The following is a 22037-nucleotide window of genomic DNA, read 5'->3' on the forward strand; positions in this document are numbered from 1 at the left end:
CGCTGGCGTGAGACGAGGCCCGGGCATTCGCCGGGCCTCGCTGATTGCGCCGGATATGCGCCGCGCCCGTCAGTAGTCCCAGAAGATCGGCACCCAGCGAAAGGCGTCGCCGTCGACAGCCACATGGCCGATGGACGGGAACGGCAGGTGGGTCGCCACCAGCAGTTCGCCGGTCGCTGCCAGCTCGCGCAGAAGCCGGACGCGGACGCGGACCGCCTCCTCGGGGTCGTGCTCGAAACCGTTGAACCAGTCGGGATGTTCGAACCCGACCGCGAACACGGCATCGCCGGCAAACATCAGCTTGTCGCCGCCGGAGGCCACCCGGACGACGCTATGGCCGGGTGTATGGCCGCCGGTGCGGGATACGACCACGCCCGGCGCCACTTCATACTCTTCGTCGAACAGCCGCAGCTGGCTCTGATATTCCGTGCTGAAGCGCTTGGCAGCCGCCCGAAGCGCATCCGGAAAGCCCGGCGGCATGGAAACGTGCGAGAAATCCGGCGCTTCCCAGAATTTGACCTCTGCGGCAGCGACATGGATCCGCAGGTCCTCGCGCAGCCGTTCCTTGACCCCTTCGACCAGTAGCCCGCCGACATGGTCCATATGCATATGGGTCAGCACGACGTCGGTCACGGATCCAAGATCGATGCCTGCGGCCTCGAGCCGCTTGATCAGCTGCCCTGCCCGCGGCAGGTTCAGGTCCGGGTCGATCCCCAGGCCGGCATCGACGAGGATGGTCTGATCGCCGCTGCGCACCACGACCACGTTCAGCGACCAGTCGAAAGCATCCGGCGGCAGGAACATGTCGCCCAGCCAGCCGGCCCGCACGGCCGGGTCGGCATTGTGGCCGAGCATCTTGGTCGGCAACGGCAGCACCCCGTCGCTGACCACCATCACCTCGATCTCGCCGATATTAAGCGCATAGCGCGACGGAACCAGTTCGCCGGTCTTCGCTCCAACGGAGGGCGAAGCGTTTTGCGAGGACATATGTGTCTGCTGCGGCCCGGCGTTCCGGGCTTTTGTTTCTAACTGCGACATCACGCACTCCTGTGTTGTGTGGACATCAGCCCGTCACTCTCCATTCGCCGATACGCAGACGTGGCGTATCGACATGGATCCGGCACTCGAATCTCACGTTCCAGACGCTTCCTTTTTCGAGCGCTTCTTCTGTGGCTGCCCCCAACAAGTACAGCCGCCCTCGGGCGCCGGTAATCCAAACTTACGTTTAAGAAGCAACGGCTGACGGGATGCCGCCTTCGGATCACGGTTTCAAAGGGATCGGCATCCGGTTCAAACGGGAAACGAAATCAGGCCCTTGCCATCAAGTCCTGGCTCTTGCGCCTCCCCACTATCAAGGAGCTATCGAGCCGAGCTGGGCGCCAGATGCGTAGGGCTCGTTCCCGTCTGTCGTCTGAACATGGCGATGCGCTGGGCGATGCCCCGCCCACGGACGGCGGTCATTATTCGTCTAGCGTGAGCCCGCCACCAAAACCGGCTCGAGAGCATCGAGCAGAGCGCCGGGTGATACCGGCGGGCCAACAGCATCCCATGCGTTCTGGAACTCGGCGATTTCTATCCCGACGAAATCCTGTTCGGCGATAACCTTGCAGCAGGCGCGCACATCGTCCAGCGACAGGCCGCCTTCGCATTGGTAGTCTGTCGGCACGATGCCCGGCTCCAGAACATCGCAGTCGAAATGCACATAGACGGGACGGCCGGCGATCGCGGTCCTGAGGTCGGCCGCAAGATCGGCCCTGGGTTTGATATGCGGGATGCCGTGTTTCGCAATCAGATCCAGTTCATAGGGATCGAGGTCACGTTGACCGACGAGAACGACCTGTTCCAGGCCAAGACCTGCACCGAGACCGGACGTCCAGAGGCCAAGCGGCCCGGCAAGCGCCAGCCCGCCGAGATAGCCGGTGGGGCTGGCTTCCGGTGGGTTCAGGTCGCCATGCGCATCGAACCATACGATGCAGGTTGCGGGACGATGTTTCGCAACAGCCGGAAGGGTCGCCAGCGAGACCGCGCACCGGCTGGTGGCGGCAATCGACACCGCGCCTGCGGCCAGCACGTCCTCAAATCGGGACTGCAACTTCTTGAGCGAAGGCAGTGCCGCGTCGAGCTCTTCGCGCCACCCGCCGTTCGTGGCGGGTTCGGGAGTGCCGATGACTGTCGGAGAAATGCCGGTCCGGCGTTGAAATTCCTCGCCGATCGCCTTGGCACCCGGCATCGCGAGATCGTTGTGATCTCCTGCGCGCCCCTGGAACACGGTATATTCAGCTTTTCCAGCCACCGCCTGCAACCTTGCAATGTGTTGTTCCCTCCCGTTTAGCCGGTTTCCGGGCGGAAAGCGAGACGGTCTGCAGGTGCTGCCCTAGCCCGGGAAAGGCTCCAGCGTCCCGAACCAGGCAACGAGCGCGACAACACAGACAGCGATCATGATCTCGCCCACGGTCCCCGCCGCCAGCGCTTTTCCGGCCGAATGCGACCGGCCCATCAGCGGCACCAGCCCGTAGCGGTTGAAGACGGCGATCAGCATCATCAGCATGGCAAGAGCTATCTTCAGAGAGAGCAGCCGCTGATAGGCGACGCTCCAGTCGAGCGGCAGCCCGCCGATGATCAGCAGGCTGTTTGCCACGCCCGATAAAATGACCAGCGCCACGGCCACATGCCCCGCCCTCGAGAAGCGTATCAGCGCTGTCAGGGCATCCGCTCCCGCCATCCCGTCTCCAAGCCGGCTAAGCACGAGCGCCACGGGGATCAGCGCGCCCACCCAGGCGCCGCCCGCGAGCACGTGCACCATGTCGTTCGCCCGGTGCAGCACCCGCAGCCATCCGTCGTTCATGGCCGCATGGCCCGTCAGCGACAGGCCGCAGAGCAGCAGGCCCGAAACGATGGCAGTCGCGACAACCTTCCGCCGTAACTGCAGCAATGTCACCAGAAGCAGAAGAGCGGCAAATGCCGCCTGCCAGGCCCAGGCCGTGCCGATGGAGGTCGCCGTCAGCACCGATATCATCACATCGCCGTCCAGCCCGTCCGCCCAGCCATTGCCGATCATGGCGCAGCGCACCGGCAGCAGCGCCAGTGTCGCGAGGACGGCCAGCACCACCGCCGCAATCCGCCAGGCCGCAAGCCGCGCCCAGATGCTGGCGCTCAGGCGCTCTGGCACGAGCAGCCACAGATAGGCAGCGCTGCCCCAGAGAAACAGGGCAGCTCCGTCAAAGACGAAACGGCAGGCGATGTTGGCGATATCCGGTGTCATCAGGGCTTTACGGTGAAGGTGAAGTTGCCCTCTGTCTTGTGCCCGTCGGTCGAAAGCACATGCCAGTCGACCGTATAGCTGCCGGGCGCGAGCCTGTCGGACACCGGCACCATCAGCACCTTGTCGCCGTCCATGAGCATGACATCGCCGAGCTTGACCTCGCCCTTATCGGGGCCGGTGACGGTGACGCCGCTGAACTTGAGGTTCAGCTCCTCGGTGAAGGTGAGATCGAGTTCGCTGGGGGATGCAACGGCTGCCTTGTCTGCCGGCACGGAGCTTTTCAGATGCGCATGGGCGAATGCCTGGCCGGCAAGGGCAATGCTTGCGACGGTGGCAACGGAGAGAATGCGGGTCAGTCGTGACATCGGATTATGCCTTTCGGTTCATGGGACAGGCGATGGCGCGTTTGGCCCTCGCTGAGTTAGACAGTCGGAGAGCGGATTTATTCCGCTCGATGCCGGAGTTTGTTGCTGAGAACCGCTTTTCACTGGGCGCGATCCCCTTGCTCGTTGCCATGCTCGGGCCATCTCACGCGCCTCTTCCGCCCAGCAACACATCACGGATCTTCGCCAGCGCCTCGTCACGATCCGTTCCATACGGAATCAACCCTTTCAGCCGTCCGTCGGCACCGATCATCAGCAGCGAAACCGTATGGCTCATGTGATAATTGCCGTCCTCGGACGGCAGTTTCGCAGCATGGATGAACCAGCCGTCCGAAACCTTCCTCATCTCTTCCGGCGTGCCGGTAATGCCCATGATCCGGCTCGAGAAGGCGGTGACATAATCATGCATCACCTCCTGCGTGTCGCGCTCCGGATCGATGGAGAAGAAATAGGCCTTCAGCGCCCTGCCCTGATCACCGAGTGTGCCCAGCCAGTCGGCGACCTCGTAAAGCGTCGTCGGGCAGGCCTCCGGGCAATGCGTATAGCCGAAATAGACGAGCGCCGGATGGCCCCGGAAGATCGACTGGTCGACCGCGTTGCCCCTGTCGTCGACCAGCGAAAACTGCCGGTCGAAAGGCCCCGTCCGTGGCTCCGAAAGATAGAGCGAAACCATCAGCGCGACGAGCGCGCCGACGAAGACCGCACTTGCGGCAAAGCCAGTGATGGCAAGGCTCTTCTGTCTCATTGCCCATGCCCCTCATGGCCGCCCTGACCAGCATCGCCTGCCTCGCCCGCCATCATGACGGTGCCCTCGAAGCTCGCAAACGTCGCCAGCACCTTGGGGTCGAGCCTGGCCTCGGCATCGGCGAGATCCGCCGCCAGCGCCCTGGCATCGTCAGCCGAAAGCCCGGCCTTCTCCAGCGCTGCGGCCTCGCGGATGCCGTCGCCGCTGCAGAGAAAGACGCTCCAGCCATGATGGCCCTTCTTCAGCAGTGCGCGGCCGCCGCGCCCATCCTGCTGCCAGCCGGCGATCGCCCAGTCGTTCCTGACGACCACTGGCAGGATTGTCAGCGGCTTGTCCGGTCGTTCGAACATGGTTTTCAGCGTCTCGGGTATCGCCTCCTCAGGCGGCGACCCCGACATCTCCATGCCTTCCATGCCAGGCATATTCATCGCCCCATGGTCCATGCTGCCATGGTCCATGCCCCCGGCACCGCCGACATCGTCAAGCGGCCCGGCGATCTTGCCGACGGCGAAATCGACGGTGATGTCGCCGGCCTTCTCGAAGCGCAGCACCGCGCGGATCGTCTCGCCCTGCCTGAAGGGCTTGGCCACGTCCTGGAACATCAGGTGGTAGTTCGGCGCGAGCGTGATTGTCTGCCCGGCCGGAATGGCGAGCCCGCCTTTCAGCTCACGCATGGTCATGATGCCGTTCGCCATGGTCATCTGGTGCAGCTGCACGCTCTTCGCCCGATCCGAGCTTGCGGCAACAAGCCGGTCCGGCTCACCGCCGTTATTGGTGATAACGAGATAGCCGTCGCCGACCTTGGCGCCCGGCACCATGGAATGCGAGGCCGCATGATCGATGCGGATAGTGTCCTGTGCCGCCGCACCGGTCGCAACCAGCAGGCCAAGGACGAGAGAAACTAAGGTCTTCATCATCCCCTCCTCAGGCAAAGGCGCGCTTCAGCGGCGGCACGAAGCGGATCACCGTCTGGTCGAGGGCGATCATCAGCAGGATCGTGAGGCCGCTCATCGGAAAGGCGATGGCGAAGGCGAGCACGATGGCCCATAGCCCGAAATAGACCGAGCGCCGTGGCGGCATTGGCGGCACGCCTAGCCGGCCGGCCGGCCGCCGCTTCCACCACATGACGATGCCGGTTGTGCAGGAGAGAATGATGGCGAGGCAGGTCGCCAGCATCAGCAACTGGTTGAGGAGCCCGAATTCCTGCCCCTGATGCACGTTGACGCCCCATTCTATCGCCCGACCGAGGAAAGGATATTGCCCGAAGGAGAGATCGATGAGCGGCTTGCCGGAATACTGGTCGATGTGAAGCGTGCGCTCCTTGGTCAGGTCGTCAGGATAGATCGCCGCCGTATAGATGCCGCTCTCGCTGCCGGGAATGGCAAGATCGAAGCCCGGCGCCATGCCGAGACCGCGTGCAATCTCCACCGCCCGATCGAGCCCGATCGGCTTCTTCGACTGTGCGGCCGCAATCTCCGACAGCGGCACCGGCGCCTTCTCGACGATCCAGCCGGCCTTGGGCAGGATATCCTCGGTCACCTTCTGCGATTTCGGCACGGCATCCCAGAGCTGCACCGGATAGCCGAGATCGTGGCTCGTCAGCCAGGCATTGACATTGGCTCCCCAATAGCCGGACCAGGGCATGCCCGTCATCGCCATGAAGAAGATCAGGATGCCGGCAAATGCGCCCGTCACAGCATGCAGATCCCGCCAGAAGACCCGCCGCGAGGGCGTGCCGCGCACGGTGACCACCCCGCCCGCCTGCCGCCGCGGCCACCAGAGATAGATGCCGGTCACGACCAGCACCATGGCAAAGCCGCCGGTGATCTCGATCAGCTTGTTGGGCATGCCTCCGAAGAGCGCGAGGCTATGGATGCGCTTGACGACATAATTGAATTCCTCGGTCGTTCCGACGGTATCCAGCACCTTGCCGTCATAGGGATTGACGAAGACCAGCGTCGAGCCGGTATCCGAAGACACCGTGACGATCGCCGACCGGTCAGGCCTGGCCGGGTCCTTGTAGGAACTCGCAACCGAGCCCGGTACGGCTGCCGCCGCCAGATCGGCGATCCTCTGCGGCGCAAGCGGCTCGCCTGCAGGCTGCACGACGTAACGATAGGCAAAGACCGAATTGTTGATCTCGTCCTTGAAGAGATAGAGCGAGCCGGTAATGGCAAGATTCAGCAGGAAGGGAATGACGAGCAGGCCGGCGAAGAAATGCCAGCGCCAGATCGCGCGATAGAGCGAAACGCCCGAGACGGCGTTCTCTGCCTCAGTGGCAGTGATGATAGACATGGAAGTAGATCCGGATCCTCGGCCGGCTCAATACAGCCCGGCCATGATTGCAGGAGGCATCACGGCGCGTGCCGCAATGCGGGTTCAGGCAAGGATCGGATTGGCAGGCGGGGCACGCGGCCCCGTATTCGGCGGGAAAAGCTCGCGATGGAAGGCTTCGACGCGGCGCGGCAGTTCGACGGCAACCGTGAAGCCAATCCGCGCACCGGTGACATCGGCAGGCTGCGGCAGCACGACGGAGGCACTGATGCGGCAGGCTTCGCACGGATTGAGATGCGCGATCTTGCCGTGTTCCTTGCCGCTGTCGTCGGTGACGGTGACGCAAAGCGTGGGCAGCGTACCGTCGGGCAGCACATATTGGGCAAGCGCCGCGGGGCTCAGGTCGTTTTCGGCAGCGGCGGGAATCTGGTGTGCAAGACCGACGAAGACGAGCGCGATGGTGCACAGAATGCGCACCAGCCATTGCTCGATCCCGTTCAGACGGTGTTGCATCGTTCCCCTGCGCCGAAAGGCCCCTACCTCAGCATCGAATCCGTGATAGCGGCATCGGAGGGAAAGCTCAATGCGACATTCGTTCGCCGCAGCGAGAACGGTTCACATGCGATGCGAAAGCTCGTCCCGATGCCGCTCGTAGGCGTGCCTGGCATCGGCCAGCGCTTCGTCGATATCATGCGACCGGCCGGCCAGCGGTAAATCGCCCAGCGTCCCATCGGCAATCAGCAGGCGCCACCCCCAGGGTTTTGCCATCGACAGGCTCTCGCTGCTGCCGGCGATGGTTCCGACATATTGGCCTTCGACAGTCAGGTGGAAGATATTCGGCTCGCCTGACGGCACAAGCGCGAAATTCGCGCCTTGCGGATGTCCGGTCATGACAATGCTCCCACTGATGATGATCGAGCCGAACCGCCCCGCCGTAGCTTTGTTCCAGAAAACCTCTCAGCCGGCGACGATGAATGCGCCGACGGTAATGACGACAGCCACCGACACGATCAGGCCGATATAGATCGACAGATGCTTGACCTGATATTTTGCTGCCGGCGTCATGGCGCTGCCTCCACGGGTATCCCGCCCTCGCCGGGATCGGGCGACGGTTCGTCATTGTCAGGCTTGTCCGGCTCGGGCTCCTTGACGGGCGGAGCGGGTTTTCCGGGTGGCGGAACGGGGACCGACGGAGGTTCCGGCGCCAGGATCCTGATGGCTGTGACAGGACTTGTCATGGTCTCATCCTCCGGCTTGCGTGACAGGCTTTCATGAGCAAACCCAACGGGGCCGGAGCTGCAATGTTCCAGAGAGGGATCTTTTTCCGGCTGGCGGGAACCTTGGCTTCCTCATCAGTTTCAAAAGCCATTTCGAAGGGAAAGCCTGCTTCCTGCCGATTTCCCGGACCAGCTTGCCGTTGCAGAAAAAGATCCGCCGCCGCGGGCCGATCGAGCCCGGCAGCGCGGTCTGTCCGCGCTGCCCTTGAGAAAAGACCGGGGCCTGTCGTAGCCTGCCCTTCAACTCACATTTCCTGTTCCCACCAGCCGCGAGTGTTCACGTTGGCGGCGTCAGCGAGCGCTTCCAGTTCCGCAATATCGTTGCCGGAGAGCGTCATGGTGCGGGCTCGGGCCAGACCATCGACATAGTCGGGCCTGGTGACGCCGATGATCGGCGTCGCGCCCTTGGCGATCGCCCAGGCTGTCGCGACATCGGGAGCTGCCGCACCTTGGCTCTGGCCGATCGAGACGAGCTTGTCCGTCAGCGCCTTTAGCTGGGACAGCATGCCATTGTAGGTCTTCGACCGGTTGCTGCCTTCGGGCAGCGGGTTCTCCGGACTGTATTTGCCGCTGAGGGCTCCCTGTTCGAGCACCATATAGGCGAAGAACGGGATACCCTGATGGCGGCAGTAGTCCAGGATGCCGGCATTCTCGGAGCCGCGGTAAAGAAGGCTGTAGTGGTTCTGGATGGCCTCGACCCGGAACCCGGCCTCTCCGAGGATCCGGTTGGCGAACTCGATTTCGCCGAGGTTGTGGTTCGAGACGCCGACATGTCTGACCTTCCCGCTCTTGAGCAACGGGATCAGGCAGGGAGTCCACCGCGCCACATCTGCCGGATTGTGAATCCAGTAAAGGTCGATGTAGTCGGTGCCGAGGCGCACCAGGCTCTGCTCCAGCATGTCTGCCACGGGATCATCGCCGGTCCCCGCAGCCTGCGGGGTGAACTTCGTCGAGAGCTGGTAGTCGCTGCGGGCGTAGCGTTTCAGGACCTCCCCGAGCACGGTCTCCGAACGGCCCATGCCGTATACCATGGCGGTGTCCCAAAGGGTGAAGCCGGCCGCATGCGCCTTGTCGGCAATGTCTTCGAGGCCGGCCCGGGTCAAAGGGCTGCCGAAGTAGCCGTGGCCAGCCTCGCCGCTGTCGCCCCAGGCCCAGGTCCCCAGTGCGACCGGGGGGATCTTCAGATTATCTGATGTCATGTTCGCTCCTGCTTGTTCTGCCGCCAGGTTTGCTGTGACCCGGGCAGTGCTTACATCATGATGCGCAGCGAAGCCGCACCGTTAGCCTGATGCACCGGGATTACTGCCCGATCCTCCAGAAGCCGCTGCTCGCATTGCCGCCCTTCCGCGCATATGCAATGGTCGCCTCATGGACATACTGACCGAAATCTCCACGTTGATTGCCCGGCATGTCTCGAAGGATGGCTTCCACGCCACCCCGATCGAACGTGTGACGCTTGCTCGATCCTCCACGGTGACGATGCCGATGCCGAATGTCTATCGGCCGCAACTGTGCCTCGTCGCCCAGGGGCAAAAGGAGGTCACGCTGGGCAACCACGTGTTCAGATATGCACCCGGCCGCTATGGGATCGTGACCTACGACTTGCCGGTGACGGGCCAGGTTGTCGAGGCGACGCCTGACAAGCCCTATCTCTGCCTGTTCATCGATTTCGATCCGGTTATGCTGGGGGAGTTGGCGCTGCGCGTGCCACCACCGCCGGGGACGCCCTTCCAGCCCATCGGCAAGACTGTGTCCGACGCCGGCGCCGGCCTGCTCGACGCGGCGCTGCGCCTGTTGCGCCTGCTCGACGATCCGGCGGCGCTGCCCGTGCTCGGGCCGCTTGCCGAGCAGGAAATTCTCTATCGCCTGCTCGCCGGCCCTGATGGCGCCAGGATGCGCTACATCACCTCCAGCCAGGGTCGGGTGGCCCAGGTCGGCCGCGCCATCGCCTGGATCGGGCAGAATTTCCGGGAACGCTTCAGCATCGAGCACCTTGCCGCGGAAGTCGGCATGAGTCCCTCAAGCCTGCACGAGCACTTTCGCGCCGTAACGGCGATGACGCCGCTGCAATTCCAGAAGCAGCTCCGTCTGCAGGACGCGCGCAGCCTGATGCTGGTCCAGGATATGGACATCGCGACTGCGGCCTTCCTCGTCGGTTACGAGAGCCCTTCGCAGTTCAGTCGCGAATATCGCCGCCACTTTGGCGAGCCGCCGGCGCGTGACATAGCCCGCTTGCGCGCTTCGCCCGGCCTTGCAGTGCTCGCTTGAGTTCGGCTCCAGCGGCCATGCGCCGCTCGAGCGGCCGGGCTTGTTGGGCGCGACCGCGGCAAACTTCCCGGCGGCTTTACCTCGCGGCAAGCGATGCTTGGCCCGATTGACCGCGGGCCCTAGGCCGTCGGCTCGAAAACCGCGCGGTTCTTGGTGACAAAGACCTCGATCGTCATCGACGAGGCCGTCAATGCCTATATCGAAGGCGCCCCGGCCGGCGGAAAGGCCATACCCTCCTGCCCCATCTCCTCCCTCGGCAGCGAACTCGCCCGCTCCGGCCCCTCCGGCACCAGAGCCACCCGCCGCAACGGAATAGCCTCTTTCGCCACGCTCGTCGGCGCCGACCTTGGCGCGCATCGCGACCAGCGAAGAGATGGCGGAGGAAATTCTGGATGTCGCCGGACAGAAGCTGCACTGCGCTGAGTGAGCCTGTCCATTCGGCCTCTTGCGAATCGCATAAGTCTATGCTTATGTGTTGTCATGATGGAACATGATATCTTTCGCGCTCTCGCCGACCCGACCCGCCGCACGATCTTCGAAAAGCTGGCGAACGGCAGCATGAATGCCAGCACCCTTCGCCAGGGCATGGATATCAGCCAGCCGGCCATGTCCCAGCATCTCGCGGTGCTGCGGTCGGCACGGCTGGTGCGCGAACAGAAGGAGGGCCGTTTCGTGAATTACGAGGTCGATCCCGAGGGGCTTGCCCTCATCGCCCAATGGCTGGCGAAATACCGCGCCTACTGGCCAGCCCGTATCGATGCTCTGAAGCTCTTGCTGAAGGATATGGACCAATGAACGAAATGAAGGCCGAGATACAGGCCAGGGCGCCGCAAACCGGGTTCGAACAGAAATACGAGCTGGATGCGCCGCCGGAAAAGGTCTGGCGGGCGATCAGCATTGCGGAATTCCGCGAGAAATGGCTGCCGAAGGAAGCGCTTGCCGAGCCGCAATCCGTCTCGGAGACGCCGGGCAAGGAAATCCGCTACCGAATGCGCGACGATGCCCCGCCCTATCTCGAAAGCACGGTCACCTTCACGATCGCGCCGAATGCAGCCGGCGGAACCAGTCTGCGGATCGTCCACGAGCTGACCGGCGCCACTGTCGAGCAGCTGAGGAAATCGGTCGCCAACGGCAACAGCCGGACCATAATGCTCGCCGCCTGACGCGGCAGGCCTCTCCCCATCAATCACCGGAAAATTGGAGTTCGCCGATGCGCGAAGCGATGCAACTCGTCCCCATGGTCGTCGAACAATCCTCCCGAGGGGAGCGATCCTTCGACATTTACTCCCGCCTCCTGCGCGAGCGGATCATCTTCCTGAACGGCGAGATCAACGACACGGTCTCCGCCCTCGTCTGCGCCCAGCTTCTGTTCCTCGAAGCGGAGAACCCGAAGAAGCCGATCAATCTCTATATCAACTCGCCGGGCGGCGTCGTCACCAGCGGTTTTGCCATGTACGACACGATGCGCTTCATCCGCGCACCGGTGCACACGCTCTGCATGGGAACGGCGCGCTCGATGGGCTCCTTCCTGCTGATGGCCGGCCAGCCGGGCGAGAGGGCAGCACTCCCCAATGCCAGCATCCTCATCCACCAGCCTCTCGGCGGCTTCCAGGGACAGGCTTCCGACATCTTCATCCATGCCGAGGAAATCCGGAAGATCAAGCTGCGCATGACCGGCCTCTACGCCGAGCATTGCGGGCGATCCTATGATGAGTTCGAACAGGCGATGGACCGCGACCGCTTCATGACGGCCGAGGAAGCCCTGGAATGGGGCCTCATCGACCGTATTCTGCAGGATCGCGAAGAACCGACGGAGGCCATGCCGGAATAGTCGATGCCATCTATCGATGACATCGACTCCGTTCGGTTAAGCCTCAGCCGCCGGCCTTGAGCGCCGTATTGCAGAGGCTCCAGTAGCCGCCGCCCTTCTGAATCCATTTCAGATCGTTCAGCGTGCCGGCATCCTTGTTGGCATGGTAGCTGTCGACGCAGGTATGCAGCCGGCCCTTGCCGGGCGTTTCGCTGGCATATTTCTTGTCGATCGCTTTCGGCATGGTCACGCCCTTGGGCGCCTTCATCGTCGCCTTTGCGGGCTCCTTGTCCGTCGTTGCGGCGACTGCCTTGTCATCGGCGGCATCTTCGGCGGCCGCATCCGCGCCGCAGAATTTCGCCCGGAAATCGTTCCACTTCATGTCCTTGGCCGAGCCATCGGCCTTGGCCGTCTGATATTTGGCGCTGCATTCCTTCATGGTCAGCGCAGAGGCCGGAGAGACGAAGAAGGCGGCGGCAATCAACGCTCCGGCGGAAGCGGGCACAAGCAATCTCGCAATCATGGGATATCCTCGGTTGGGGGCAGTCAAGGCACGCACGTCATCGGGGCCGCGCATCACCGTGGCCCCGCATCTTCCAGGCTTACGAAACGGTTCCATTGGGCGTTGCTGCATCGACCGCTTGCGGCAGATGCTCGGCAAGCAGCTTGGAGACCTCGTCGGTGTTGACGCCGAACTTGGCGGCAAGGTCGCGCAGTTGATCGGAGGACAAGGCTGCCTCGATCTGTTCTGCCGATACCGGGAGATTGTGGCCGGTGCCGATCCAGGATGAAACCTGCTGGCCGAGACCCGCCGAGTTGAGCTGGGAAACAATGCCCTGCAGGCCGCCGGCATTGTCGAATATTCTGGTTGCAACCGCGACGTAATCGACTTGCCTGCCGGCAAGCACATCAGAGAGAACGCCGCCTAAGCCATCGAAAATACTCATGGTTACTCCTCCGACCATCAGTAGATTCTACATTAGCACGAAGTCAAATTAGTGTCATTGCGGATTTGCAGGACCAAGGGTCGCACCGGCGCCGATCTTGCAAGCACCCGCGCCCCTGCCCTAAATATGTGAGGCAGCCGCCGCATTCCCTTTCACTCCTGAAGGCAGATCAGCAATGAAGCGTCACGATTTCGATGATCTCGCCGCCTTCCTCATCGTTGCCGAGGAGCGCAGTTTCACCAGGGCCGCCGCCCGCCTCGGCATCTCCTCCTCGGGTCTCAGCCACATGATGCGCCAGCTGGAGGAGCGGCTCGGCATGCGCCTTCTCGCCCGCACCACCCGCAGCGTGGCCACGACAGAGGCTGGCGAGCGCCTGCTTCTCACGCTCCAGCCGGCTTTCGCCGAGATCAATCGCGGCCTGCAGGAACTCGGCAACCTCAGGGAAAAGCCCTCCGGCACCGTGCGCATCACCGCGGGCAAACATGCCGCGACATCGCTCGTCATGCCGATCCTGCCGGCGTTTCACCGCACCTACCCGGATATCCGCGTGGAGCTCATCATCGGCGATCGGTTCGAGGATATCGTCGCCTCGCGCTTCGATGCCGGCATTCGCTTCGGCGAACGCATCGACAAGGATATGGTGGGCCTGCGCATTGGGCCGGATATCCGCGCGGCGATCGTCGGCTCGCCGGAATATTTCGCCCGCCACCCCATACCGAAAACCCCGCGCGACCTCGCCGACCACGATTGCGTGACCTATTACATGACCTCTGTCGGAGGCGCCTATGCCTGGGAATTCACCGAGGACGGCCGCGATATCGAAGTGAAGGTCTCGGGCAGCTTCATGGTCAACGATTCGGACATGATGGTCGAAGCGGCGCTGTCAGGCTCCGGCCTCGTCTATGTCTTCGAGGATTTTACCGCCGAGCATATCAGAAGCGGCCGGCTGATCCGCGTGCTGGAAGACTATTGCCCGCCATTCACCGGCTATTCCATCTATTATCCGAGCCGGCGACAGATGCCGCCGGCCCTTTCTGTCTTCGTGGAAGCGCTGCGCGCCATCCCGAAACGGTGAGCGACGTCAGGCCGCCTGCGCCGCCGGCATCGTTGCCATGTCGATGACGAAGCGGTAGCGCACATCGCCGCGCTCCATCCGCTCGAAGGCCTTGGCGATATCCCCCATGGCGATCATCTCGCATTCCGGCAGGATGTTCTTGCGGCCGCAGAAATCCAGCATTTCCTGCGTCTGCCTGATCCCGCCGCTCGGTGTGCCGGCAATGCGCCGGCGCCCCCTGATCAGCGACAGGTTGCTGAATTTCGGCGTATCGACCAGCGAGCCGGCAATGACCAGCGTGCCGTCGGAATCGAGCGTGTCGAGATAGGGGCCGAGATCATGCTCGTAAGGCACGGTATCGATGATCACGTCGAAGGCGAAGGCCGCAGCCTCCATCGCCTTGGCATCAGTCGACAGCAGCACCTTGTCGGCACTGAGTTCGCGTGCCGTCGCGATCTTGCCCGCCGAGCGCGTCAGAACCGTCACCTCAGCCCCCAGCGCCGAAGCGAACTTGACGGCGAGATGCCCGAGCCCGCCGAGCCCGATCACGCCCACCCGGCTGCCAGGGCCGACATTCCACGTACGCAGCGGCGAGTAGGTGGTAATCCCGGCGCAGAGCAGCGGCCCGACCCGCGAAAGGTCCAGCCCGTCGGGCACGCTGAGAACGAATTCCTCGCGCACGACGATATGATCTGAATAGCCGCCATAGGTCGTCTCGCCGGTCACTCGGTCCTGGCCGTTATAGGTGACGGTGACGCCCTTGTAGCACATCTGCTCTTCGTTGCGCCGGCAGTTGGGGCACTCCATGCAGCTGTCGACGATCGTGCCGACGGCAACATTGTCGCCCGCCTTGAAGCGTGAAACGGCGCTCCCCACGGCAGACACCCGCCCGACAATCTCATGGCCCGGCACGACCGGATAGGCCGAAAAGCCCCAGTCGTTGCGGGCCATATGCAGGTCCGTATGGCAGACCCCGCAATAGAGAATATCGATCGCCACGTCCTCGGGACGCAGGTCCCGGCGGTCGAAAGAGAAAGGTTGCAACGGCGTATTCGCATCGGTTGCGGCAAATGCTGATGTTCTCAATGGCTTATCCCTTGCAAGGCTGTTGAATGCTGACGGGCACCAGAAGCTGTGCCGGATGGGATATAGCGTCGATAAATTATCCGGATTAGACGAGGAATGCGGGAAAGGCTTGTGAGATAGGCTCAGCAATCGCTTATCGATGGCCTGCGTCATACACCGCTATCCGGTCATGATGAAAAGCCAGACATCGAACGGCCGGCGCCCCCAATTTCTCAAAAATCCGACAGCCGCGACTGGACAAGGCAAATGTAACTTTATAACAACAGCGATGTAATGTTATTACATTAAAGGAGATTTCATGTCCCGGCGCCTTTTCGCTATCTTCGCAGTCGCCACTACGCTCACATCCGCCACCTTGCCATCGACTTCCCGCGCCGAGGAGGAACAGCAGGAGAGCTGGCGGCTTTTCGTGGCTGATCACAGCCTGCCGGTCGTCCACGCCATAGATCTTGCGAGCGGGAGACAGATCGGTCGCTTCGATCTCAAGGGTTATGCCGCCCTGTCGTTGAGCGACACCGGGCGCACGGTCTTTGCCGTCCAGGGTGAAGAGAATATCGTTCACGTCATCGATACCGGCATTGCCCTTTCCGATCATGGAGAGCATCGCGATCTCGAGGTGGCGCCACCCAAGCTGATCGGCACGACGATAAAGGGCGAGAAGCCGGGCCATGTGGTGACGCATGGCGATGACGTGGCGATTTTCTACGACCGCACCGACCGCTTCGATCTCTTGAAGGAGAGCAGCCTGCTGCAGGAAAAGCCGGAGCCGAAAGCTGTCAACACCATCGCCGCCCATCACGGCGTCGCGGTGCCGATGGGCAATCACCTGCTGGTCTCCGTGCCGAACATGCAGGCGCCGGTCAAGGAGGGCGAACTGCCGCCACGCCTGGGCCTGCGGGTGCTCGACCGGGATGGCCGGCAGATCGGCGATGTCGCGCCCTGCACCGGCCTGCATGGCGAGGCAACCTCCGCCCGCCTCGTCGCCTTCGGTTGCGAGGAAGGCGTGCTCATCGCCCGCCCCAGCGGCGCGGAAGGCCCGAGCGTGGAAATGCTCGCCTATGGCGCATCGCTGCCGCGGGGCAAGGTCTCGACGCTGCTCGGCGGCCGCTCGATGCAGTTCTTCCTCGGCAATTACGGAGAGGACAAGCTGGCGCTGATCGATCCTGATAATACGGACGCACCTTATCGCATCATCGACCTTCCAACGCGGCGCGTCGATTTTGTGCTCGATCCGGCAAAGTTTCAGAATGCCTACATCCTCACCGAAGACGGCAGGCTGCATCTGCTCGATACAGTCGAGGGCGAGATCGTCAGATCGGAAACCGTAACAGAGCCCTACAGCAAGGATGGTCATTGGCGCGATCCGCGTCCGCGGCTGGCCGTGGCCGGCGATGATATCGCCATCAGCGATCCCCGTCACAGCTTGATTCGCCTCGTCAGCACGCAGACGCTGAAGGAGGTGCGTACGATCCCCGTCGAGGGCCAGCCCTTCGCGCTTGTCGCCGCCGGCGGCTCGGGCGCCAGTCACTAAGGCGGCTTCGGACCCGACACACTTCGCATTCCGGCGCTTGACGTCGCCCATGGCGGCGTCATAGATCGAGGCGACGGTTCCCCGAAGAGAACTCCGAGGGGAATAATAGGGAACACGGTGAGGACGACCCAAGAGGGACCGAGACCGTGGCTGCCCCCGCAACTGTAAGCGGATTGTCGATCTCGGGGTTGATCGCTTCAGCGATCACGCCCTCGGCCTCAGGGCCGTGCCACTGCGATTTCGCGGGAAGGCAGATGACCGGCACATATTCGCGAGCCAGGAGACCTGCCGTCGATCACGATCCAATCAAGCCGGGCGGGGATGCCCGGACAAGGAGCAGACATGATTGACAAGATCCCTCCCCACCTGCCGCCATCCATCCGTCTCGATTGGACGATCCGCCGCTAGCCTCCCGCTCGCTGACCATCGTTCGCGCGCCGGCATCCGCTAGCCCTTTTCCTTTGATCGAGAGTTTTCCATGCGACAGCTTCTGAAGAGCTTTTCCCTCGCGCTCGGGCTGGCCGGCTTTGCTGCGCCCGCACTTGCCGCCACCCAATATCCCATCACCCTCACCAATTGCGGCCAGCAGGTCACCTTCGAAAGGGCGCCGGCCAAGATCGTCTCGATCGGCCAGGGCATGACCGAAGTGCTGTTCTCGCTCGGCCTTGCCGACAAGATCGCCGGCACGGCCGTTTGGGTCGGCCCGGTCCTGCCGCAATATGCCGATGTTAACAGCAGGATCAAACGGCTGGCCGATAACGACCCGAGCTTCGAATCCGTCGTCGGCGCGGAGCCTGATCTGGTGGCTGCCGAATTCGAATGGCATGTCGGCACGCAAGGCTCCGTCGGCAAGCGCGAGCAGTTTGGGGATCTCGGCATCAACACCTATGTCGCGCCGGCCGATTGCGTCGCCAAGATCAATACCGACGGCGGCGATGGCGTGCGCAAGGAACTGTTCACGATGGACCTGATCTATCAGGAAATCGCCGAACTCTCCGAGATCTTCGACGTGAAAGACCGCGGCGATGCTGTCATCGCCGACCTGAAGAAGCGGGAGGCCGCGGCCGTTGCCTCTGTTGCCGGTGCTGCGGCAAAGAACCTGCCGGTCGTCTTCTGGTTCTCCAGCAAGGAAGTGAAAGGCGATGCCTTCATCGCCGGTAAAAACAGCGCACCAGCCTATATCCTGAAGACGCTCGGGGCGAAGAACGTCGTCACGACGGAAGAGGAATGGCCCCTCGTCGGCTGGGAAACGATTGCGCAGGCCAATCCCGCCGTCATCGTCATCGCCACCATGGACCGCCGCCGCTATGCCGCCGATGATCCCAAGGTGAAGGTGGATTTCCTGGAAAACGATCCGGTTACGAAAGAGCTCGATGCCGTCAGGAACAAGCGCTTCATCATGATGGACGCGCAGTCGATGAACCCGACGATCAGAACCATCGACGGCATCGAGACGCTGGCAAAGGGCATCCAGTCCTTCGGTCTGGCCCAGTGAGCCAGGCTGCCTTGCCACAGAGGATATGGTGGGCGCTTGCCACGCTCACCATCGCCGCCCTCCTCCTGCTCGGTATCATGATCAGTCTCGCCGTATCGATCGGCGAGATATCGATCCCGCTCGCCACCACGGCAGAAGCGGTCTCCAACCGCCTCTTCGGCACAGCATTCGAGCTCAGCCGCATCCATCAGGGCATCGTCTGGGATTACCGCCTCAGCCGCGCGCTGGTGGCGGCCAGTGCCGGCGCATCGCTGGCACTCTGCGGCACGGTGCTGCAGGCGCTGCTGCGCAATCCGCTTGCCGAACCCTATGTGCTCGGCATTTCGGCCGGCGCCTCCACCGGGGCCGTCTGCGTCATGATCCTTGGCTTCGGCTATGGCGTGCTCAGCCTCTCCGCCGGCGCCTTCATCGGCGCTCTCATCGCCTTCCTGCTGGTCGGCATTCTGGCGGCCGGTGTGGGCGGCACCAGCGAGCGCATCATTCTCTGCGGCGTGGCGGGCTCGCAGCTCTTCAATGCGCTGACCTCCTATATCGTSACGACCTCGGCCAATGCCGAACAGGCCCGCGGCGTGCTCTTCTGGCTCTTGGGGTCGCTTTCCGGCGTGCGCTGGCCGGATGTCTACCTGTCCGTGCCGGTCGCACTGACAGGCTTTGTCGTCTGCCTTGCCCATGTGCGTGCGCTCGATGCCTTCGCCTTCGGCACGGATGCCGCAGCCTCCCTCGGCATTGCAGTGCGCCGTGTGCAGTTCACCCTGCTCGCCGTCACCGCCGCGATGACGGCGAGCGTCGTCAGCATGGTGGGCTCAATCGGCTTCGTCGGCCTCGTCATTCCCCATGCCGCCCGCTTTCTCGTCGGCCCCGCACATGGCCGCCTGCTGCCGGCGACGGCGCTTGGCGGGGCGATCTTCATGGTCGGCGCCGACATCGTCTCGCGCATCATCATTCCCCAGCAGATCCTTCCGATCGGCGTCGTCACCGCGCTCTTCGGCGCCCCGGCCTTCGCCATCATCCTCTATCGCGTGCGGAGAAGCGCATGAGCATATCAGTCGACAAGGTCAGCTATGCCGTCGGCAATACCGTCATCGTCAATGGCGTCAGCATATCGGTCGAAAAGGGCAAGGTGCTCGGCCTGCTCGGGCCGAACGGCTCCGGCAAATCCAGCCTGCTGCGCCTGATCTGCCGGCTGCGGCAGGTGAAAAGCGGCGTCATCCGCCTCGGCGACGACGATGTCTCCGGCCTTTCGCGCGCAGCACTCGCGCGGCGCATCGCCCTCGTCGAGCAGCAGACAACGACGGATACGCAGCTCACCGTGCGCGATATCGTCCGCCTCGGCCGCACGCCGCATCGCGGCCTCCTCTCCTCCTGGGCACCTGATGACGATGCCGCAGTCGAAGAAGCACTCGCCCGCGTCGACATGGGCGAACGCGCCGGCCAGCTTTGGCAGACACTGTCTGGCGGCGAGCGGCAACGGGTGCATATTGCGCGGGCGCTGGCCCAGACCCCGAGCGAACTCCTGCTCGACGAGCCGACCAACCATCTCGATATCCAGCACCAGCTCGATATCCTGGCGCTGGTCGCCAAACTCGGCCTCACCTCCATCATCGCGCTGCACGATCTCAATCTGGCAGCGATGTTCTGCGATCACCTGGCCGTGCTGCAGAAGGGCGAGGTCGTGGCAGCAGGCACGCCCGAGGAAGTGCTGACCGAAGCTCTGATCGCCCGCGTCTTCGGCGTGCGCGCCCATATCGAAAAATCACCCGTGCATGGCCGCGCACATATCCAGTATCGGATGGGGTAAGACATGGATGGGGTGAATTTCGATCTTAAGGAAGAAATCCGCGACTACTGGTCGAAACGCTCGGAAACCTTCGACCTCGCCTTCGGCCACAGGATCGCCCCTGGCCCGGAGGCAGACGCCTGGCAGAAACCGATCCGCGATACCCTCGGCCCCGAGCCGAAACGCGTGCTGGAACTTGCCTGCGGCACCGGCGAAGTGACCCGCCTGATCCACGATCTCGGTCATGACGTCACCGCTCTCGATTTCTCCGAAGCGATGCTGAAGGTTGCCCGTGCCAAACACGCCGGCAAGGAGCGCCTGCGCTTCATCCTGGCAGACGCCGAAAACACCCTGGAGCCGGACGCGAGCTATGACGCCATCATCTGCCGCCACCTCGTCTGGACGCTGACCCGGCCGCAGGAAACCTTCGCGGAATGGTTCCGCATCCTCAAGCCCGGCGGCCTGTTGCTCTTCTTCGATGGTGACTGGGCAAGCCCGAAACCGACCGGCCGCATCGCCAGCCTGATGATCTCATGGATCGACCGCCTCATCGGCGCCGACAAGAACTATGACGGCGCGCTCAGCACCCGCCACGCCCGCATCATGTCAGCCCTGCCCTTCGGCCAGGGTCTCCGCCCCGACATGCTCCAGCCGCTCTTGAGATCGGCAGGCTTTACGGACATCGCGCTTCACTCCCACGCCCCGATCGCGAGGGCGCAGCGCAAGAATGCCAATCTCCGAAATAGGCTCCGAACCCTCGTCTACCGCCGCTTCATCCTGGCCTGCCGGCGGCCCTGATGCCTGCATTTGCCGCACGCCCATCTCTAGAGGCGTCGCGATTTGCCGAGGTCTGAAGCCAGCCTGTGCCAAATGCCCGCCACCGTAAATGATCGATGCATTTACCGTTGCGTACTTGTCGGACGCCGTCAGCCGTTCAGGATGATCCACGAACGAAGCGGCAGTTCGCCTGATGCAGGAAGGGAAAGGTGTTATGGCAAAGACCACCGCGCCCTCATCCGGCAAAAGCAGGCACCGCGCTCTGCCGTTCGCCATTCTGGCGTTTTTCCTTTGTCTGGCCGGATCCTTCCCACGGCACGCGTTTGCCGCTCCGCCTGAATTTCCGGACCGCGAACTGGTGGTCGGCACCAAGGAGGCTCCGCCCTTTGCCATGAAGGGGCCGGATGGCAGCTGGACCGGCCTGTCGATCGAACTCTGGCGTCAGGTCGCGGAAAAACTCGGGCTCAAATATCGGCTGGTCGAGGAACCCTCGGTACAGAGCCTGATCGAGGCGACGAAGCGCGGCGACTACGATCTCTCGGTCGCGGCCATCACCATCACGGCCGACCGGGAGCGCAATGTCGATTTCTCCCAGCCATTCTACAATACCGGCCTCGGCATCGCCGTCTCCGTCCACAGCGCTTCCGTCTGGTACGAGATCACCCAGACGATGACTTCCCTCGGCTTCCTGCAGGCGGTCGGCGCCCTCATCGGCATCTCGCTGGCCGTGGGCGCTCTGATCTGGCTCTTCGAGCACCGCCACAACGAGGATTTCGGCGGCGGCGCCGCCAGGGGGCTCGGCGCGAGCATCTGGTGGTCGGCTGAAGCCATGACGCAGGCAAGTACCGGTCATCGCGGCCCGAAAACGCTCGGAGGACGAACGCTCGCGATCCTCTGGATGGTCATGTCGATCATCACCATCGCCGTCTTCACCGCAAGCGTCACCTCCGCGCTCACGACGCGTCAGATCCGAGGACTGGTGAACGGCGCAGAAGACCTGCCGCGGGCACGCGTCGGTGCCGTGTCGGGATCGGCGACCACAGGATTTCTCGACGGGGAACGCATCAGGCACCGGGATTTCGCCAATGTGCAGGACGGCTTCCGGGCGCTGACATCAGGCTCGATCGATGCCTTCGTCTATGACAAGCCGCTGCTTTCCTGGACGGCCGAACAGCAGTTTCCGACAAGCGTACAGGTCCTGGACACCGTATTCGAGCCGCAGAACTACGGCATGGCGATGCCCGCCGGCAGCCGCTACCGCAAGCCTATCGATGTCGCCATTCTCGAAGCGATCCACGACGAGGCGTGGAAGGAGACGTTGTTTCAATATCTCGGGGAGAAAAAATGATGG

At 63.1% G+C, this 22037-nt stretch carries 26 protein-coding genes and 1 riboswitch; of the genes, 12 read left to right on the forward strand and 14 right to left on the reverse strand.

The features are described from left to right. Positions 1–69: 69 nt before the first annotated feature. The 11 genes from AC1DF8_RS00865 to AC1DF8_RS00915 form a co-directional block, all read right to left on the reverse strand. A complete protein-coding gene (locus AC1DF8_RS00865; RefSeq protein ID WP_477994593.1) occupies positions 70–987 on the reverse strand; it encodes an MBL fold metallo-hydrolase in 918 nt (305 codons plus the stop codon). Positions 988–1468: 481 nt separating this feature from the next. Then, a complete protein-coding gene (locus AC1DF8_RS00870) occupies positions 1469–2293 on the reverse strand; it encodes an arginase family protein (RefSeq protein WP_477994595.1) in 825 nt (274 codons plus the stop codon). Between the two features lie 81 nt (positions 2294–2374). Then, on the reverse strand, positions 2375–3262 hold the full coding sequence (gene copD, locus AC1DF8_RS00875) for a copper homeostasis membrane protein CopD (protein ID WP_477994597.1): 888 nt from the start codon (positions 3260–3262) through the stop codon (positions 2375–2377). After that, the gene (copC, locus tag AC1DF8_RS00880) at positions 3262–3627 is read right to left on the reverse strand and encodes a copper homeostasis periplasmic binding protein CopC (RefSeq protein ID WP_018115060.1); all 366 of its coding nucleotides are present in this window, start codon (positions 3625–3627) and stop codon (positions 3262–3264) included. Before copC ends, copD begins: the two co-directional genes overlap by 1 nt. Before the next feature lie 163 nt (positions 3628–3790). Then, complete coding sequence (locus tag AC1DF8_RS00885; RefSeq protein ID WP_477994600.1) at positions 3791–4390, reverse strand: SCO family protein; 600 nt, start codon at positions 4388–4390, stop codon at positions 3791–3793. Next, a complete protein-coding gene (locus AC1DF8_RS00890) occupies positions 4387–5304 on the reverse strand; it encodes a copper uptake system-associated protein (protein ID WP_477994602.1) in 918 nt (305 codons plus the stop codon). Before AC1DF8_RS00890 ends, AC1DF8_RS00885 begins: the two co-directional genes overlap by 4 nt. A 10-nt stretch (positions 5305–5314) precedes the next feature. After that, positions 5315–6685 carry a PepSY-associated TM helix domain-containing protein gene (locus tag AC1DF8_RS00895; RefSeq protein ID WP_477994603.1) on the reverse strand — a complete coding sequence of 457 codons (1371 nt, stop codon included), beginning with the start codon at positions 6683–6685 and terminating at the stop codon, positions 5315–5317. An 84-nt stretch (positions 6686–6769) separates the two neighbouring features. Beyond that, on the reverse strand, positions 6770–7177 hold the full coding sequence (locus AC1DF8_RS00900; RefSeq protein ID WP_112969469.1) for a hypothetical protein: 408 nt from the start codon (positions 7175–7177) through the stop codon (positions 6770–6772). A gap of 102 nt (positions 7178–7279) precedes the next feature. Next, positions 7280–7555 carry a hypothetical protein gene (locus AC1DF8_RS00905; protein WP_477994606.1) on the reverse strand — a complete coding sequence of 92 codons (276 nt, stop codon included), beginning with the start codon at positions 7553–7555 and terminating at the stop codon, positions 7280–7282. A 170-nt stretch (positions 7556–7725) separates the two neighbouring features. Continuing rightward, entirely contained in the window at positions 7726–7902 is a 177-nt protein-coding gene (locus AC1DF8_RS00910; protein ID WP_477994607.1) for a hypothetical protein, read from the reverse strand. Between the two features lie 284 nt (positions 7903–8186). Then, positions 8187–9140 carry an aldo/keto reductase gene (locus AC1DF8_RS00915; RefSeq protein WP_477994608.1) on the reverse strand — a complete coding sequence of 318 codons (954 nt, stop codon included), beginning with the start codon at positions 9138–9140 and terminating at the stop codon, positions 8187–8189. A 169-nt stretch (positions 9141–9309) separates the two neighbouring features. On the opposite strand from AC1DF8_RS00915, the gene AC1DF8_RS00920 reads away from it, so the two are divergent. From AC1DF8_RS00920 to AC1DF8_RS00940, 5 genes are all read left to right on the forward strand, one after another. Beyond that, positions 9310–10209: an AraC family transcriptional regulator gene (locus AC1DF8_RS00920; RefSeq protein ID WP_477994611.1), complete on the forward strand. Its 900-nt coding sequence runs from the start codon at positions 9310–9312 to the stop codon at positions 10207–10209. A 153-nt stretch (positions 10210–10362) separates the two neighbouring features. Then, positions 10363–10632 carry a hypothetical protein gene (locus AC1DF8_RS00925; RefSeq protein WP_477994612.1) on the forward strand — a complete coding sequence of 90 codons (270 nt, stop codon included), beginning with the start codon at positions 10363–10365 and terminating at the stop codon, positions 10630–10632. A 57-nt stretch (positions 10633–10689) separates the two neighbouring features. After that, entirely contained in the window at positions 10690–11004 is a 315-nt protein-coding gene (locus tag AC1DF8_RS00930; RefSeq protein WP_112969466.1) for a metalloregulator ArsR/SmtB family transcription factor, read from the forward strand. After that, complete coding sequence (locus tag AC1DF8_RS00935; RefSeq protein WP_477994614.1) at positions 11001–11372, forward strand: SRPBCC family protein; 372 nt, start codon at positions 11001–11003, stop codon at positions 11370–11372. The genes AC1DF8_RS00930 and AC1DF8_RS00935 overlap by 4 nt, the downstream gene beginning before the upstream one ends. Positions 11373–11419: 47 nt before the next feature. Then, the gene (locus AC1DF8_RS00940; RefSeq protein ID WP_112969464.1) at positions 11420–12040 is read left to right on the forward strand and encodes an ATP-dependent Clp protease proteolytic subunit; all 621 of its coding nucleotides are present in this window, start codon (positions 11420–11422) and stop codon (positions 12038–12040) included. Positions 12041–12083: 43 nt separating this feature from the next. Here the strand turns inward: AC1DF8_RS00940 and AC1DF8_RS00945 are convergent, their stop codons facing one another. Further along, positions 12084–12542, reverse strand: coding sequence for a hypothetical protein (locus AC1DF8_RS00945; RefSeq protein WP_018115046.1), 459 nt, complete (start codon positions 12540–12542; stop codon positions 12084–12086). A gap of 79 nt (positions 12543–12621) precedes the next feature. Next, positions 12622–12966: a YidB family protein gene (locus AC1DF8_RS00950; RefSeq protein ID WP_018115045.1), complete on the reverse strand. Its 345-nt coding sequence runs from the start codon at positions 12964–12966 to the stop codon at positions 12622–12624. A gap of 175 nt (positions 12967–13141) precedes the next feature. Between AC1DF8_RS00950 and AC1DF8_RS00955 the strand changes: the two genes are divergently transcribed. Continuing rightward, complete coding sequence (locus AC1DF8_RS00955) at positions 13142–14041, forward strand: LysR family transcriptional regulator (RefSeq protein WP_113115026.1); 900 nt, start codon at positions 13142–13144, stop codon at positions 14039–14041. A 6-nt stretch (positions 14042–14047) separates the two neighbouring features. Here AC1DF8_RS00955 and AC1DF8_RS00960 read toward each other — a convergent pair whose 3' ends face one another. Beyond that, positions 14048–15106: an NAD(P)-dependent alcohol dehydrogenase gene (locus tag AC1DF8_RS00960; protein ID WP_477994616.1), complete on the reverse strand. Its 1059-nt coding sequence runs from the start codon at positions 15104–15106 to the stop codon at positions 14048–14050. A 298-nt stretch (positions 15107–15404) separates the two neighbouring features. Between AC1DF8_RS00960 and AC1DF8_RS00965 the strand changes: the two genes are divergently transcribed. The 6 genes from AC1DF8_RS00965 (at position 15405) to AC1DF8_RS00990 (ending at position 22034) form a co-directional block, all read left to right on the forward strand. Then, positions 15405–16637: a hypothetical protein gene (locus AC1DF8_RS00965; protein WP_477994618.1), complete on the forward strand. Its 1233-nt coding sequence runs from the start codon at positions 15405–15407 to the stop codon at positions 16635–16637. A gap of 58 nt (positions 16638–16695) precedes the next feature. Continuing rightward, a riboswitch (cobalamin riboswitch) is annotated at positions 16696–16944 on the forward strand. Between the two features lie 171 nt (positions 16945–17115). Beyond that, complete coding sequence (locus AC1DF8_RS00970; protein ID WP_477994619.1) at positions 17116–18132, forward strand: ABC transporter substrate-binding protein; 1017 nt, start codon at positions 17116–17118, stop codon at positions 18130–18132. 11 nt (positions 18133–18143) lie between these two features. Continuing rightward, the gene (locus AC1DF8_RS00975; RefSeq protein ID WP_477994620.1) at positions 18144–19169 is read left to right on the forward strand and encodes a FecCD family ABC transporter permease; all 1026 of its coding nucleotides are present in this window, start codon (positions 18144–18146) and stop codon (positions 19167–19169) included. Continuing rightward, a complete protein-coding gene (locus AC1DF8_RS00980) occupies positions 19166–19930 on the forward strand; it encodes an ABC transporter ATP-binding protein (protein WP_477994623.1) in 765 nt (254 codons plus the stop codon). The genes AC1DF8_RS00975 and AC1DF8_RS00980 overlap by 4 nt, the downstream gene beginning before the upstream one ends. 3 nt (positions 19931–19933) lie before the next feature. Beyond that, positions 19934–20707 (forward strand): class I SAM-dependent methyltransferase, encoded by a 774-nt coding sequence (locus tag AC1DF8_RS00985; RefSeq protein WP_477994624.1) that lies wholly within the window; start codon positions 19934–19936, stop codon positions 20705–20707. Between the two features lie 193 nt (positions 20708–20900). Next, positions 20901–22034 carry a transporter substrate-binding domain-containing protein gene (locus AC1DF8_RS00990; RefSeq protein ID WP_477994626.1) on the forward strand — a complete coding sequence of 378 codons (1134 nt, stop codon included), beginning with the start codon at positions 20901–20903 and terminating at the stop codon, positions 22032–22034. The last annotated feature ends 3 nt before the right edge of the window (positions 22035–22037 follow it).

Source organism: Rhizobium sp. 05N49 (assembly GCF_056396805.1).

What these genes read in the sequence shown, in the direction of transcription:
- AC1DF8_RS00865 (WP_477994593.1), bottom strand. Translation starts at nt 987, where the DNA reads ATGTCCTCGCAAAACGCTTCGCCCTCCGTTGGAGCGAAGACCGGCGAA.
- copD (WP_477994597.1), bottom strand. Translation starts at nt 3,262, where the DNA reads ATGACACCGGATATCGCCAACATCGCCTGCCGTTTCGTCTTTGACGGA.
- copC (WP_018115060.1), bottom strand. Translation starts at nt 3,627, where the DNA reads ATGTCACGACTGACCCGCATTCTCTCCGTTGCCACCGTCGCAAGCATT.
- AC1DF8_RS00885 (WP_477994600.1), bottom strand. Translation starts at nt 4,390, where the DNA reads ATGAGACAGAAGAGCCTTGCCATCACTGGCTTTGCCGCAAGTGCGGTC.
- AC1DF8_RS00890 (WP_477994602.1), bottom strand. Translation starts at nt 5,304, where the DNA reads ATGAAGACCTTAGTTTCTCTCGTCCTTGGCCTGCTGGTTGCGACCGGT.
- AC1DF8_RS00895 (WP_477994603.1), bottom strand. Translation starts at nt 6,685, where the DNA reads ATGTCTATCATCACTGCCACTGAGGCAGAGAACGCCGTCTCGGGCGTT.
- AC1DF8_RS00900 (WP_112969469.1), bottom strand. Translation starts at nt 7,177, where the DNA reads ATGCAACACCGTCTGAACGGGATCGAGCAATGGCTGGTGCGCATTCTG.
- AC1DF8_RS00905 (WP_477994606.1), bottom strand. Translation starts at nt 7,555, where the DNA reads ATGACCGGACATCCGCAAGGCGCGAATTTCGCGCTTGTGCCGTCAGGC.
- AC1DF8_RS00910 (WP_477994607.1), bottom strand. Translation starts at nt 7,902, where the DNA reads ATGACAAGTCCTGTCACAGCCATCAGGATCCTGGCGCCGGAACCTCCG.
- AC1DF8_RS00915 (WP_477994608.1), bottom strand. Translation starts at nt 9,140, where the DNA reads ATGACATCAGATAATCTGAAGATCCCCCCGGTCGCACTGGGGACCTGG.
- AC1DF8_RS00920 (WP_477994611.1), top strand. Translation starts at nt 9,310, where the DNA reads ATGGACATACTGACCGAAATCTCCACGTTGATTGCCCGGCATGTCTCG.
- AC1DF8_RS00930 (WP_112969466.1), top strand. Translation starts at nt 10,690, where the DNA reads ATGATGGAACATGATATCTTTCGCGCTCTCGCCGACCCGACCCGCCGC.
- AC1DF8_RS00935 (WP_477994614.1), top strand. Translation starts at nt 11,001, where the DNA reads ATGAACGAAATGAAGGCCGAGATACAGGCCAGGGCGCCGCAAACCGGG.
- AC1DF8_RS00940 (WP_112969464.1), top strand. Translation starts at nt 11,420, where the DNA reads ATGCGCGAAGCGATGCAACTCGTCCCCATGGTCGTCGAACAATCCTCC.
- AC1DF8_RS00945 (WP_018115046.1), bottom strand. Translation starts at nt 12,542, where the DNA reads ATGATTGCGAGATTGCTTGTGCCCGCTTCCGCCGGAGCGTTGATTGCC.
- AC1DF8_RS00950 (WP_018115045.1), bottom strand. Translation starts at nt 12,966, where the DNA reads ATGAGTATTTTCGATGGCTTAGGCGGCGTTCTCTCTGATGTGCTTGCC.
- AC1DF8_RS00955 (WP_113115026.1), top strand. Translation starts at nt 13,142, where the DNA reads ATGAAGCGTCACGATTTCGATGATCTCGCCGCCTTCCTCATCGTTGCC.
- AC1DF8_RS00965 (WP_477994618.1), top strand. Translation starts at nt 15,405, where the DNA reads ATGTCCCGGCGCCTTTTCGCTATCTTCGCAGTCGCCACTACGCTCACA.
- AC1DF8_RS00970 (WP_477994619.1), top strand. Translation starts at nt 17,116, where the DNA reads ATGCGACAGCTTCTGAAGAGCTTTTCCCTCGCGCTCGGGCTGGCCGGC.
- AC1DF8_RS00980 (WP_477994623.1), top strand. Translation starts at nt 19,166, where the DNA reads ATGAGCATATCAGTCGACAAGGTCAGCTATGCCGTCGGCAATACCGTC.
- AC1DF8_RS00985 (WP_477994624.1), top strand. Translation starts at nt 19,934, where the DNA reads ATGGATGGGGTGAATTTCGATCTTAAGGAAGAAATCCGCGACTACTGG.
- AC1DF8_RS00990 (WP_477994626.1), top strand. Translation starts at nt 20,901, where the DNA reads ATGGCAAAGACCACCGCGCCCTCATCCGGCAAAAGCAGGCACCGCGCT.